Annotated in this window: 12 protein-coding genes; 3 read left to right on the forward strand and 9 right to left on the reverse strand. The window is 48.7% G+C overall.

The window, feature by feature from the left end; all coding sequences use genetic code 11:
- Positions 1–75: 75 nt before the first annotated feature.
- Positions 76–678: a transcriptional regulator BetI gene (gene betI, locus B152_RS24245; RefSeq protein WP_083921937.1), complete on the forward strand. Its 603-nt coding sequence runs from the start codon at positions 76–78 to the stop codon at positions 676–678.
- Between the two features lie 53 nt (positions 679–731).
- On the forward strand, positions 732–2,396 hold the full coding sequence (gene betA / locus B152_RS0117805) for a choline dehydrogenase (RefSeq protein ID WP_020593795.1): 1,665 nt from the start codon (positions 732–734) through the stop codon (positions 2,394–2,396).
- Between the two features lie 75 nt (positions 2,397–2,471).
- Here the strand turns inward: betA and B152_RS0117810 are convergent, their stop codons facing one another.
- Together B152_RS0117810 and B152_RS0117815 are read right to left on the reverse strand one after the other, a co-directional pair.
- Positions 2,472–4,058: an ABC transporter substrate-binding protein gene (locus B152_RS0117810; protein WP_020593796.1), complete on the reverse strand. Its 1,587-nt coding sequence runs from the start codon at positions 4,056–4,058 to the stop codon at positions 2,472–2,474.
- A 191-nt stretch (positions 4,059–4,249) separates the two neighbouring features.
- Positions 4,250–5,074 (reverse strand): helix-turn-helix domain-containing protein, encoded by an 825-nt coding sequence (locus tag B152_RS0117815; RefSeq protein WP_157231153.1) that lies wholly within the window; start codon positions 5,072–5,074, stop codon positions 4,250–4,252.
- Positions 5,075–5,313: 239 nt separating this feature from the next.
- Between B152_RS0117815 and B152_RS0117820 the strand changes: the two genes are divergently transcribed.
- Positions 5,314–7,311, forward strand: coding sequence for a CocE/NonD family hydrolase (locus B152_RS0117820; RefSeq protein WP_211212237.1), 1,998 nt, complete (start codon positions 5,314–5,316; stop codon positions 7,309–7,311).
- Positions 7,312–7,477: 166 nt separating this feature from the next.
- On the opposite strand, the gene bioB is transcribed toward B152_RS0117820, so the two are convergent.
- The 7 genes from bioB to B152_RS0117855 form a co-directional block, all read right to left on the reverse strand.
- Complete coding sequence (gene bioB / locus B152_RS24250; protein WP_020593799.1) at positions 7,478–8,617, reverse strand: biotin synthase BioB; 1,140 nt, start codon at positions 8,615–8,617, stop codon at positions 7,478–7,480.
- A 197-nt stretch (positions 8,618–8,814) separates the two neighbouring features.
- Positions 8,815–10,131, reverse strand: coding sequence for an adenosylmethionine--8-amino-7-oxononanoate transaminase (gene bioA / locus B152_RS0117830; protein WP_020593800.1), 1,317 nt, complete (start codon positions 10,129–10,131; stop codon positions 8,815–8,817).
- Between the two features lie 3 nt (positions 10,132–10,134).
- On the reverse strand, positions 10,135–10,788 hold the full coding sequence (gene bioD / locus B152_RS24255) for a dethiobiotin synthase (protein ID WP_020593801.1): 654 nt from the start codon (positions 10,786–10,788) through the stop codon (positions 10,135–10,137).
- Positions 10,789–10,830: 42 nt separating this feature from the next.
- Positions 10,831–11,643 (reverse strand): methyltransferase, encoded by an 813-nt coding sequence (locus B152_RS0117840; RefSeq protein ID WP_020593802.1) that lies wholly within the window; start codon positions 11,641–11,643, stop codon positions 10,831–10,833.
- On the reverse strand, positions 11,640–12,284 hold the full coding sequence (locus B152_RS0117845) for an alpha/beta fold hydrolase (RefSeq protein ID WP_020593803.1): 645 nt from the start codon (positions 12,282–12,284) through the stop codon (positions 11,640–11,642). The genes B152_RS0117840 and B152_RS0117845 overlap by 4 nt, the downstream gene beginning before the upstream one ends.
- A complete protein-coding gene (locus tag B152_RS0117850) occupies positions 12,284–13,480 on the reverse strand; it encodes an aminotransferase class I/II-fold pyridoxal phosphate-dependent enzyme (RefSeq protein ID WP_020593804.1) in 1,197 nt (398 codons plus the stop codon). The genes B152_RS0117845 and B152_RS0117850 overlap by 1 nt, the downstream gene beginning before the upstream one ends.
- A 201-nt stretch (positions 13,481–13,681) precedes the next feature.
- Positions 13,682–14,029 carry a pterin-binding domain-containing protein gene (locus tag B152_RS0117855; protein ID WP_425402034.1) on the reverse strand — a complete coding sequence of 116 codons (348 nt, stop codon included), beginning with the start codon at positions 14,027–14,029 and terminating at the stop codon, positions 13,682–13,684.
- Positions 14,030–14,051: the final 22 nt, after the last annotated feature.

A 14,051-nucleotide genomic window follows, 5' to 3' on the forward strand; every position in this document is an offset into this window, starting at 1 on the left:
TTTTTTTGGTTGATCGTCCAATAAAAATTGCCTACAGCTTGTTGTTACGAATTTCTTCCGGTTTGTCAGGGGCTGATGATGCCAAAAGTGGGAATGGAACCGATCAGAAAACAGCAGTTGATTGAAGCCACGATTGCTTCAATTCACGCTCGAGGTTTCTCCGAGACCAGCATCCGTCAGATTAGTCAGGCTGCCGGGGTCTCTCCCGGGATCGTTCACCATTACTTTCGGGACAAGGATGATTTGCTCCAGTCTACCATGCGCAAATTGCTGCAGGATCTGAGAATAAGGGTTTTAGCGCAACTTGCCTTGGCCAATACCGCGGAAGAGCGGGTTGTTTCCCTGATCCACAGCTATCTGGATGATTACCTGTTTGAGCCGGAAACAGTTTCGGCCTGGCTCGCCTTTTGGGCTCATATCCCCCATTCAGACAAACTCAGGCGGTTACAGAAGATTTATGAACAGCGGCAGATGAGTACCTTCAGACATGCTCTGAAACAAATTCTGCCTTTCGAGGAAGCAGACAGAGCCGCCAGGGGGATCGTTTCCCTGATCGACGGTTTGTGGGTCAGAACCTCACTTCAGGAAAAACCGATGGATAAGCAAAAGGCCCAGGAAATTGTTCTGGATTATTTTGCCATGCTGATTCGAAAACCGGCAGCGTTTCATAACAAATGATATATCTATTCCGTATTGGCCCGGGGGTCACTGCGCAGCAGGAGTAAAGACAGATGTCGAACGAAACTTTTGATTTTATTATTGTCGGAGCCGGATCGGCGGGCTGCGTCTTGGCCAATCGTCTGAGTGAAGATCCTAAAAACTCGGTTCTACTGCTCGAAGCTGGCGGCAGTGACAGCAGTATCTTTATCCAGATGCCGACCGCCCTTTCCATTCCGATGAACATGTCCCGCTATAACTGGGAATTTGAATCGGTTCCCGAACCCCATATGAATGATCGCCGGATGCACTGTCCTCGCGGCAAGGTTCTGGGGGGATCTTCCTCAATCAATGGCATGGTTTATGTGCGTGGCCACGCCTGTGACTTTGATGAATGGGAAGAAAAAGGCGCTGAAGGCTGGGGCTATCGACACTGTCTACCCTATTTCAAACGGGCAGAAAGCTGGAAAGGCAAAGCTGATGCCTATCGCGGCAATAACGGTCCTCTGGCGACCTGTAACGGTAACGAGATGCAGAACCCTCTGTACAAGGCCTTTATTCAGGCTGGTGTAGAGGCAGGCTATGGTTCGACAGAAGACTATAACGGATACCGCCAGGAAGGTTTCGGCCCCATGCACATGACGGTCAAGGACGGTGTGCGCTGGTCTACGGCCAATGCCTATCTCAAGCCCGTTCTGGACAGACCGAACCTGAAGGTTGTTTCCGCTGCCCTGACCAAACGTATTGTCATGACCGGGAAAAAAGCAAGCGGGATCGAATATCAGGTCGGCGGTGTTGATAAAACCGCGCTGGCAAATCGTGAAGTGATACTGTCATCCGGTTCTGTCGGCTCTCCTCACCTGTTACAGGTTTCCGGAATTGGGCCAGCAGATGTTCTCAAAAAAGCCGGAGTAACTGTGGTTCATGATCTGCCGGGTGTCGGCAGTAACCTTCAGGATCACCTGGAGGTTTATTTCCAGTTCCGCTGTAAAGAGCCGATCACTCTTAACGGTGAGCTAAGTCTGTGGCGCAAGTTTTTGATCGGTGCCCGCTGGATGCTGTTCAAGAGCGGCCTTGGGGCAACCAATCACTTTGAATCCTGTGCTTTTATCCGCTCAAAAGCCGGATTGAAGTGGCCGGATATCCAGTATCACTTTTTGCCAGCTGCCATGCGGTACGACGGACAGGCGGCCTTTGACGGGCATGGGATCCAGGTGCATGTGGGACCGAACAAACCCAAAAGCCGGGGCCATATTCATATCACCAGCGGTGATGTAAACGACAAGCCGGAGATCCTGTTCAATTACAATGAACACGCAGATGATCGGGAGGCCTTCCGGGCCTGTATTCGCCTGAGCCGGGAAATCATGGAACAGCCTGCTATGTCCCCCTACTGTGCTGATGAAATCCAGCCTGGTGCCGCATTGACGTCAGATGACGAACTGGATGCCTGGATCAGAGAAAATGCTGAAAGTGCTTATCATCCTTCCTGTACCTGTAAAATCGGTTCTGATGATGATCCAATGGCAGTGCTCGACAATGAATGTCGGGTGCGCGGCGTTGAAAATCTGCGGGTGGTGGATAGTTCGATCTTCCCGACCATTCCAAATGGCAATCTGAATGCCCCAACCATTATGGTTGGAGAAAAAGCGGCTGACCTTATTCTTGGAAAAGAACCGCTTGCCCCATCAAATGCTGAAACCTGGATACATCCGGAGTGGGAGACAAAGCAGCGTTAATAGCGATGTTGAGTTGGTATTTAATGTGAGTTCGAAAATGGCACTGAGGTAACTCAGTGCCATTTTCTGTATAGATCAGGCGAGCCACCAGCGTTCAACAATTCTGGCACCATCGAAATCCCTGTCGGCTCCCAAAGCACCATGTTCAACTGTGTCATTCTTGGCCATAATTGCATTGGCGAAGAAAGGAGCGATGACTCCCCCTTCATCACGAATGATTAATTGCATTTCTGTATATATTTCCCGCCGCTTGTTTTTATCAAGTAGCGGACGTGCTTCTTTCAAAAGCTTATTGAATCGTTCATGGTGCCAGAAGGTATCATTCCAGCTTGCAGACGTGGCGTAGCCAGTTGAAAACATGGTGTCTTCAGTCGAATATCCTCCCCAATAACAGGCGCAAAATGGCTTGTTCATCCAGACATTTGACCAGTATCCGTCATTTGGCTCTCGTATGATATTGATGTTAATACCAGCCCGGGCCGCCTGCTCTTTATAAAGTACTGCTGCATCGACAGCCCCGGCAAAGGCTGCATCAGCCGCGCTTAGATCGACTGTAAGACCTTCTGCTCCTGCTTTTTTCAGATGGTGTTTTGCCTGGTCAGGATCATAGGCGCGGGGAGAAATTTCAGAGGCAAAATAACGGTATGACGGACCAATTGGGTTGTCATTGCCAATAGTGCCATGGCCTCGTAGTACCTTGTCGAGAATTTCCTGCCGATCAATGGCATACTTCAAAGCGAGACGAACGTTGTTGTCCGTAAAAGGACCGATATCTGTTCGCATCGGGAAGGTATAGTGCAAGGGGCCAGCTGTTTCCTCAACCTTCACGCCCGCCTTTCGCGAAAGGAGGCGTGCTGTTTTGGGATCTACCTTGTCAATCACCTGTACTGCCCCGGTTATTAAGGCGTTGGTACGGGCCGATATATCATGAATTACCAGAATATCGACACTATCGACATGGGCGCGTCCCGCCTTCCAGTAGTTTTTATTTCTGACAAAGGAGGCTTTCACGCCTGGTTCAAATTCTTTGAGTTGATATCCTCCAACACCGACCCCAGACATCCAATCGAGAGATCCATCTTCTTTTGCCTGAAAGATAGCAAATTGTGGGAGAGCCAGGTTATAAGGAAAGTCCGAATTGCCTTCGAGTAATTCAACAGTAACTGTATAATCATCAGGTGCTTCAAGCTGCACAATTGATTGAGCTATTGGCCTTACTGCGGATTCCGATTTTTCTCCGCGATGGTGATTTAATGAAGCGATGATATCGCTTGCTTTCAAATTTTTCCCATTATGAAAGGTGATGTCTTTACGGATTTTAAATGTCCATATTCTGGCATCAACCCCACCATCCCAACTTTCGGCAATCGAAGGGACTAACTCTCCTGTAGAGGCTATCTCGGTCAAAGTATCTGTCAGGGCCAAGATAACAACACCTTGAAAGTTGTTTTCTGACCTGGCGGGATTATAGCTATCGGTCGCAGCGCCATGTCCCATGGCGAGTGTTAGGTGGCCACCTTTCTTGGGAGTTTCTGTTGCTAAAGCTGCTGGTGACCAGCCCGAAGCTGAGATAATGCTGACACTGGCTGTTCCGGCAATAAATCCTCGACGTGTCAGTCCTGTATTGTTTGTATTTTGAGTATCGTGCTGTCCATTTTTCATAGAGAAACTCCCAATTTATCTTTTCCCTGCTTTTTAGGGCGATGGCTTCTGTATTTGTGGTGCCCTTTATTTTGTCTTTTAATTAGACAGGGAGAGCCTTTGGTAAGGCAATTTCGCTACTGAAAAATAAATTATGCTTTTGGGTCTTTATATGGCTTCACTATGCTTCAGATATATAGATCTCTGGATGGTTAAATTTGATTGTTTGCGTAAAGAGCCTGATTTTCTCCAGTGATATTATTCCTGATTAATTCCTCTATCCTTTTGGGGATAGCATCGCTGTCCGCGTCAAAGCGGCCACAGTCCCCCAAGGCCAATCTCAGGCTGTACTGGGGATCAAGTTTTTCGAAAATGACACGGGCGCATGCTGGTACACGCCCCCTTGTACTTGGAACCCCCAATGTAAGCCCAGATAGTAAGCCTACCCTACTGTGATAGGAGGGCATCAGGGTTGTTTGGGATATCGTGCCTTTAACAAGTGTCTCGTGTTCGCGGATGTAGATTGTTTCCTCCAGATAGGCAACAGACCCTAGATATTTGAACAGACAGGCGTTGGATAACCTCTCTCCTGGTTCCCGGATCACCTCAATGCCTTTGCTGTAAATTCTTCCATCATCCTCAAACAGATTGATCAACGATTTTGTAATCATACCCGGCGCAGCCAGAGAATAGAAATAGGTGTGATAGTAACCCAGGTATTTCTGCAACCGTTGGGTTGAATTCTGATACACCTCATCAAGATAACCAAGGCGTAGTTTAAGGCGAGAATCACCCATTGACCGCTGATTGCGTTCATGGAGCAGGATAGAAAATTTACTGTGCTCAATATGCAAATCCCCAACGCTGATCCCTAAAAATTCTATTATCTTGGCCAGGTTGTGACGGGAGGGCTGAACTGCCCCACTAAGATATTTGTTAAACTGCTGTCGATTGATCCCAATCTTACGGCAGATATGCGAGATCGAACGATGTTGGCTACAAGCCAGTTTCAGGTTTAAGGAAAAATCGTCCATCATAAATTTCTTGAGCAATATGAAGCAATTTATGTATTATAAAGCATAAAAAATAATTTAATAGCGAAATTGGTTTTATAGGCTATCCCCACTAACCTTGTCTCGAGATTTGGTGCGATACGGTTCTGTACCTGGATATTACTCCTGTAAAGAAAGCAGGAAATCTAACAGCCGACAGCATCAAGAATAATAAAAGTAATGTTGGTCGAGGCAAAGAAGGAGAAGATATGGGGAACCTTCCAATGGGAACATATAAAGTAAGGTCGGAAGAAAACCTCTGGATAACACTTTCTGATGGCTGTCGGCTTGCAGCACGTATGTGGTATCCGGATGATTATCGGGAAAATCCTGTACCTGCGATTATCGAATATATTCCCTATCGAAAAAGAGACGGTTCTCGCTTGCGGGATGAAGGAATGTACCCTCACCTGGCCAGTTATGGGTATGCCTGTCTTCGTGTTGATATCAGAGGTAATGGTGAATCTGACGGTCTGATGGAAGATGAATATAGCCAGCAAGAGCTTGATGACGGTGTTGAGGTCATCAACTGGGTGGCCGCTCAACCCTGGTGTAGTGGCAGGGTAGGAATGGTTGGAATCTCCTGGGGAGGATTCAATGGCTTGCAGATCGCAGCTATGCAACCTGAAGCCCTCAAAGCAATTGTTACGATTTGTTCGACTGATGATCGCTATGCAGATGATATCCACTATATGGGCGGTTGCCTGCTAAACGATAATATGAGCTGGTCATCTCAGATGCTTGCCTATTCATCCAGACCTCCTGATCCAGACATTGTCGGGGAAAGTTGGCGTAATCTGTGGCTTAATCGCCTGGAAAACATGCCGTTATTGGCAGCGAACTGGTTGCGTCATCAACATCGTGATGAGTTTTGGAAGCACGGATCGGTTTGTGAAAACTACAACGATATCAAGGCTGCTGTTTATGCAGTCGGTGGCTGGACAGATGGCTATAGCAATGCAATCCCGCGCCTTCTGCAAAGTCTGAACAGCCCGGTTCATGGCTTGATTGGCCCCTGGGAACATAAATATCCGCATATTGCAAAGATAGGACCTGATTTAGATTTTTTGTCTGATATGCGTCATTGGTGGGATTATTGGCTAAAAGGCTTTGAAAATGGTGTCGATCAGGAACCAAAATTCAGAGCCTATATTATGGATTCAGTGAAACCTTCTATCGATTATGAGTATCGTCCTGGTTTTTGGATTGAAGAGAGTGAATATCCAACTCCTTCTATTACCAATATGTCGTTTTACCTTTCGGAATCTGGTCTTTCCCTAGGCTGCCCGATCGAAGGGCCAGAACTTGAAATCTGCTCTCCTCAACACACCGGACTGAACGCTGGCAGGTGGTGCGCTGGCATGCGCCTTGATATGGAAAACCCGCAAGATCAGCGCCCTGATGATTGTTATAGCTTGTGTTTTGACAGCGAGGTGCTTGAAAACGAGGTCGTGTTGTTGGGCGCTCCTGTTGCCTCACTGGTTATTTCACTCGATAAGCCAAAAGGAATGGTCGCAGTACGCTTATGTGATATTCATCCCGATGGCGCTTCAACCAGAATAACTTACGGGCTGCTCAACCTCTGTCATCGTGATAGCCATGAGTTTCCAGCCGAACTTGAGCCTGGCAAAAGCTATAGTATTCAGGTGAAGATGAATGATATCGGATATCGAATACCACCGGGACATAAACTGCGCCTTGCTATCTCAACAACTTATTGGCCTATTGCCTGGCCCTCCCCTGAAGTGACAACAGCTAAAGTATCAACACTGGGCAGTTGTCTTTATCTGCCGCTGCTCAAGAGCAAGAGTAATAATCAGTCGAAGATGCCACCGGCAATGTCGATAAAAGAGGATGATGTCATTATTCATAGGGCAGCAAATTCTTCACGCAAGATCGAACATGATTGTAAGAGCGGAAGAATTTCGGTTCGTACTACCGAGGATTTCGGTCATAAAACCTTTCCAGCAAACGCCCTTGAGGTGAGTAGTTATGTGGAGGAAAGTTTCACCATTCACCCCAATGATCCCCTGTCTGCATCGGCAGAGGCAACCTGGATTATGACTGTTGGCAGAAAAGAATGGCAGACCCGTACTGTCGGAAAGACAGAAATGCACACTGACAGAGATAACTATTTTCTCAATGCCAGCCTTGATGCCTATGAAGCGGGTGAAAAAATATTCAGTAAGGAATGGCAGGAGGTTATCCCGCGAGAGCTATAGCTCCTAATATTCATTCAAATCTAGGGCTCTTTGCCCTTGATGGCAGAAGGTCATTTCATATGTCTTCTACCAAGCTTTACCCGGACCGGTAAAGCTACCTGCCTCTCTTACGCCGTGAGTAACCAGCTCACGGCGTCTTTTTTATCGTATGGAAAGACCAGAAAAATCAGACACAGCCGCAATCGGGAGAACCACAGCCGCGAGGCGGCTCTTCCTTGTGTTCGACAACAGCGCCCTTGTGTTCTGTTTGCAGACCAAGACGGGCAAAGAGAGCCATGTCTTCGTTTTCTTCCGGATTGGCGGTGGTTAGAAGCTTGTCACCATAGAAGATCGAGTTGGCACCGGCCATAAAGCAAAGAGCCTGTCCCTCATCACCAAGGGAACGCCGTCCGGCTGAAAGCCGCACATAGGACTTGGGCATCATCAGGCGGGCAACAGCAACAGTACGTACCATTTCAAAACTGTCGATGCGCTGCATGTCACCAAAAGGTGTTCCCTTGACCGGAACCAGCATGTTGATCGGCACAGAGCCGGGATGTTTCGGCAGGTTAGCCAGAGCCATAAGCAAACCAACACGATCCTTGCGTTCTTCGCCCATGCCAATAATACCGCCGGAACAGACATTCAGGCCGGCATCCCGCACGTGGGAAAGCGTTTCGATCCGGTCATCAAAGGAACGAGTTGTGATCACTTCCGGATAATATTCCGGCGAAGTGTCGATGTTATGATTGTAATAATCCAGTCCCGCTTCTTTCAGGCTGTCAGCCTGATCCCGGTTCAGCATTCCAAGGGTCATGCAGGTTTCCATGCCCAGGTCTTTAACCGCGGTTACAATCTCGGCAATCTTGTCGATGTCGCGATCTTTGACATTGCGCCAGGCAGCCCCCATGCAAAAACGTCCGGAGCCATTGGCTTTGGCTTTTTTGGCATATTCGACAACACTGTCCTTATCCATCAGCTTGCTGGCGCCAACATCGGTCTGATAGCGCGAAGACTGTGAACAGTATTTACAATCCTCGGCACAGCCGCCTTGCTTGATGTTCAGCAGGGTCGAAAGCTGGACCTTGTTCGGATCAAAGTATTTGCGGTGCATGGTCTGCGCACGGAACAGCAGGTCCATCAAAGGCAGATCATAAAGCGCCTCGATTTCTTCGCGTGTCCAGTTCGTCCGCAGGTCGCCAGTGGCGGACGTCACTGCATCTTCAGCCGCAAGAGTATCCATCATGACCTGTGTGGTAACAGGTGCGTCAGTATGACGGCTATCCGTAATTCGGGATTCATTTTCCATGGCGGCCTTTACTCCCATGTTTGTTTGCTGTGCTGTTTTAACGTTCCCGACCAGTTACGGCAAGCAACAAGCAGTTTTGTTCTCATTCTTTTATCGCATAAAACAGCCCGAAGAACCCAGGATTTCTGCCTAAGTGTTTTGCAAAAATCCCTCGGGTATGAACATGAACGGTTTATGTCGCAACTCTTCTTTTAATAACAATGCCTTGTTTGTTTTTATCGCGGGTTCAGCTTTATCATTGCTTCGGCCATTGCTTTCCATCCCGCATCAATCTGTTCGTCTGTAATGCAATAGGGTGGCAGAAGATAAAGGACATTGCCGAGGGGGCGAATCAACATGTCCCGATCCCAGAACCATTTTTTCAACTCCCCCCCGAGAGACGAAGTGTAACCGCCATCATCAACAACCGCGTCGAAGGCGGCAACGGTACCTGTCACACGGTGATGCCGGGTCTGGGGCAGATCCCTCAGGTAATCCAGCCCTCTGTGATGGGCCTGTTCAATACGTTTCAGGCTGTCACGGGTTTCTTTCTGTTGCAGCAGTTCCATAGAGGCAAGAGCCGCAGCGCAGCCCAGAGGGTTGGCCGTGAAGGAATGACCATGGCAGAAAGCCTTGTCAAAGGTCTCACCCAGGAAAGTCTCGTACAGTCGATCGGTCACCACCGTTACCGAAAGTGGCAGGAAACCTGCGGTAAGACCTTTGGACAGGCAAATCAAATCAGGGACAACACCGATTTTTTCGCAGGCAAAATTTTCGCCCGTGCGTCCGAAACCGGTCATGACTTCGTCAAAAATAACCAGAATACCCTGTGCTTGAATCTTGTTTACCAGCTGCTTCAGAAACGCCGGGCGCACCATCCTGATTCCACCCGCCCCCTGGATCAAAGGTTCGAGAATCATGGCACAGATTTCTGATCCATGTTCGGCAAGATGTTGATCAACTGCAACCAGTGCAGCGGTTTCCTTGGCCTCAACCTCGGCATCATTTTCCCAGGTTTCCGGATAGGGCATGATATCAACGGAAAACAGCAGTCCTTCCCAGGCATCAAACATTTTTGAGGCTATGCCTGCAGACATAGCACCTACCGTATCGCCATGGTACGCGCCATCAAAGGTCATAAAGCGTTTGCGGTTGGGTTGACCGATGTTGCGCCAGTGCTGATAGGCAACCTTCATTGCCACTTCAACAGCTGTGGAGCCGTTATCGGAAAAGAACACCCGGTTTAGCTCACCAGGAAGAAGATCAGACAGCGTTTTTGCTAGTTTGACGGCAGGTTCATGGGTGAAACCGGCAAAGATCACCTGCTCAAGACGTGCGGCCTGTTCGGCTATCGCCTGGGAAACGGTGGGATGGGCATGACCAAAGAGATTGACCCACCAGGAAGAAATATAGTCGACGATCTCCCGTCCGTCCTTGGTGCGTAGAAATACACCCTGGGCTGAATCGATAACAATAGGGTCCGGAGCAGTCTGCGCCTGGGTGAAAGGGTGCCAGACGTGGCGTTTATCCAGTTCTAGAAAGGTCTCTGTCATCGGTTATTCTCTTCCAAAATATTTGGCAACCCGGTCGAGCCGGGGCATCAAGGTATTAAGGCTTTCCGGACTGACATCTGTACAAAAGGGAAGTTCAGCCAGGACCTCTGTCTTGCCATACTGTTCGATTGCCTCAAGGTTGGCCCTGTTTTCCGGACCGTTCATAATCACACCAGCCAACTTTATTCCATGGTTGCGCAGGGCTGTAATGGTCAAAAGAGTATGATTGATTGTCCCCAGACCGGAACGGGCCACGATCAATGCAGGCAAACCGAGTTGCCCCACAAGATCAAGCATCAGGTACCTGTCATCAAGCGGGACCATCACGCCCCCTGCCCCTTCGACAACTACAAATTCTCCATCCTTGATATCGGGGAGTTTGAAATTCTCAAATTCGATTTTTTGCTGCACCCGCTTTGCTGCCTCGTGGGGCGACAGTGGATCGGGAAAGGAATAGAGACAGGGAAATATATGATCGGCTTTAAGACCTGACAGACGCTTTACTTCCGGAGCATCATGTTCTTCGACAGGGCCTGTTTGTACTGGTTTCCAGTAGTGCGCTTTTAGTCGTTTAACCAGAGCAGCTGCAGCAAAAGTCTTGCCGACACCTGTGTCTGTTCCGGTAATAAAGACACCTTTTTCAACTTGCTTGCTCATACGGACGCAAATTCCTGATCAGAGATGATACGACGGCTGTTTTTAAGAAAGCAGCCGTCCTTTATTGCTGCATAGCACAAAAGCAATCTCATAATTGGCTTCGACAGTCCCGTCTGTAAAGCAGCTTTCGTATTTTTTCATCAGGGATCGCAATTGTCCGGGGGCAATCGGGGATTGTCCCAAACCACTGGAATGGGCCCCAATCTCTTTCAGGGACCGGAGGAAATTGAGTGCCGAGTTATGACGCTGCAAAAATGTTTTTGTATGGACATTGACCGAGTACAGATCATTATTCGACCAGAGAGTGGAGGCATCCAGAAAGTCAGGTGCACGCCGGTGAATAGCCATTTCCTCTTGGCACTTGTTCCAGCAATCGAAAGTTCCGGTATCAAGGGTCGTAAAAGCCAGCAGACCTTCCGGGGTTAACAATTTAGCCAACCGTTCTACTGATCCCTTGAGATCATGGAACCATTGAAAAGCCATATTGGAACAGATCAAATCAAAGGAACCGGATAAATCAGGGGTCTCTCCATCCATGACCTTAAAATGGATTTGAGTTGTTTTGGCACTGTTATTCAGAGAGATATTATGTTGGCATTTTTTTATCATATCACTTGAGATGTCGGTGATAACCCATTCTATATTAGGAAAAAATGGCATTAAGTGTTTTGTTAAATATCCGGTTCCACAACCAATCTCAAGTATCCTTACAGGTTTGCGCCCGGACAGGTTTCTCTTTATCCGTTCAGCCAGAATTTTTGCAGAGCTCTGCTGCACTTCGGAATTCTGTTCGTAACGCTCTGCTGCTGCACCAAAGCGGCGGGCCAATCCGTCTTTCCAGTGTTTTTCGATCATTTCCGGGTACCGGCCTTCAGGATAAATTGACTACATAACCCGGGATCTTCCCAGGGAAGCAGATGTCCGGCCCTTTCGCTCCAGTTTATTTTAAAGTTTGAAAAGAGTTGCGTTATCATGGCTTCAGAAACAACAAGATCAGATTTGTCGGCGAGGATAATTGTAGCGGCCGGATTGATTTTTGATCGCAAATCCAGATCCCGCAAGAATTCAAGCCCCCACATAAGCCGTTTGACATCAGGAGTGCCAAAAGAATTTATCTTCTCCCCTTGCCGTTTACCAACGGGCTCACAAAGAGTGTGAAAATCTTGCAAGACGCTGTCACAGGCCTTGGGTAATTTTCGCATCATCCTATCGACAAATTTGGGCGAAATACCTTCAGGAAAGTCTTCTCCTGCGCAAAAGCGGGTGAAACCATTAATGGAGACAAGTTTATCCCAGGAAATCTCCTGTTGTGACAAAAGCCACGGGACACCGAGAGAGTGTCCGGCAGCAACTTCAAAATGCCCTGTTGGAATAACCACCTGGCCATTAAAACCAAGATCTGCACAGATAATGTCATGCTCATTACCCAAATCGGCGATAACTCTTTGCCATATTTCAGGATCATACCCCCAACCATGTACCAGAAGTATCCGCATCAGCTGCCCACTTCTTCAAGCGTTGAGACCAGAGCCTCAAGCAATCCGGCAACTTGATCATGGCTATGTGCGGCACTCAGAGTGATTCTCAGACGCCCGGACCCTTCAGGAACCGTTGGTGGTCTGATCGCCCCCACGAGATATCCTTTGTCTTCGAGCTTACGGGCAACCTGAATGACTGTGGCATCATCACCGATGATCACTGGAATAATCTGGCTTGTTGATCCCCCGGTGGAAAAACCCCTTGCCTCCAGTCCTTCTCGCAGGAAAGAACCAAGTTCTTTCAGATATTGCCTTTGTGTTTCCATACCAGGCACCAGATCAAGTGCAGCGTCGATAGCCCCAAGAACCTGTGGTGGCAGAGCTGTGGCATAGATCAGACCGGGGCAGGCGTTGACCAGATAGTCCCGAACATTCTGGGAACAAGCAATATAGGCACCGTATGATCCAAGGCCTTTACCAAAGGTGCCGAGGACCAGCTCATCCCGTGAAATGCCTCCGGCACAAAGCCCCATACCATTTTTGCCGAAAACCCCGGTTGCATGTGCTTCATCAATGTAAAGAAAAGCGTCATGTTGACGTGCCAGCTGCCTGACTCTCTCTACATCCAGAATGTCGCCATCCATGGAAAAGACGCTTTCCGTGACAATGATCCGGTTTCCGGGCTGTTCTTTTGATTTTTCAAGCAGCTCTTCCAGGTGGCCCAGATCGTTGTGTCTGAAGCGGATCTGTCTTGCCTGTGCGGCCTGGGCGCCAAAATGCAGGCTGGCATGATTGAGCTTGTCCGTAAACAACAGCGCTTCTGACTTTCCAGGTCCCCGGTGCAAAAACTTGTTCAACAAGGAGGCCAGTACCGTTGCATTGGCCTGAAAGCCTGAGTTGAGTAACAAGGCTGCCTCGGTTCCTTTTAGATCAGCCAATTTCTGTTCGATCAATTCATAAGCGGGACTGTTCCCTGTAACCAACCGGGATGCACCGCTGCCCGTGCCAAATTCCCGGGCATAAGACGTCGCACGTTCTACCAGCCGAGGATCCTGTGCCAACCCCAGATAATCATTGGAGGCAAAGTTCACCAGACGAATCTCGCCGCGCTTGATTATTCCCCCAGATAGTGGAGTTGAATTTTTCAAAATTCTGTAACGGGGCTCAGGAATAGCCTTGAGGTATTCCTGAATAGAGCTGGAAAGGCCGACCACTTTTATTTCTCCGCTTTACCCGACTGGAACATGATTCGATCCCGAAAATCTGATGTTCGAAACTGGCGTCTCACACGAAGATGGTTTTAGTCTTTTGGGATAACAAGGGCAACAGTCAGTATTGTTCTTGAGAACAAGCAAAGGAACAAAACGGAAAAAGGCGACCGAAGCCGCCTTTTAGGGAAATCTATAAAATTAAGATCAACCGCGACGACGGCGGCGTTCGCCTCTGGCAGAACCGGCATCGCCTTCAGGGGCTGGTTCACGGTATTTCTTGATCCAGTTGAGGCAGTTTGCGTCTTTGGCCAGCAGCACGTCAGAGGCGCGGATCCCGGCCAGCTCTTCTTCGTGCAGCGGGTTCATGATCGCAGAAGTCATGCCAGCAGCTGCCGCCATGGCGAGGAAGTGGGCGTTCATGGCGTGACGGTTNGGCAGACCAAAAGAAACGTTGGAAGCACCACAGGTGGTGTTGACCTTCAGCTCGGTTTTCAGACGGTGCAGCAGGGCAAAGACCTGTTTCCCGGCTGTGCCCATGGCACCGATTGGCATCACCAGGGGATCAACCACGATA

It is taken from the genome of Kiloniella laminariae DSM 19542, assembly GCF_000374005.1.
In the GTDB taxonomy this organism is placed as follows: domain Bacteria; phylum Pseudomonadota; class Alphaproteobacteria; order Kiloniellales; family Kiloniellaceae; genus Kiloniella; species Kiloniella laminariae.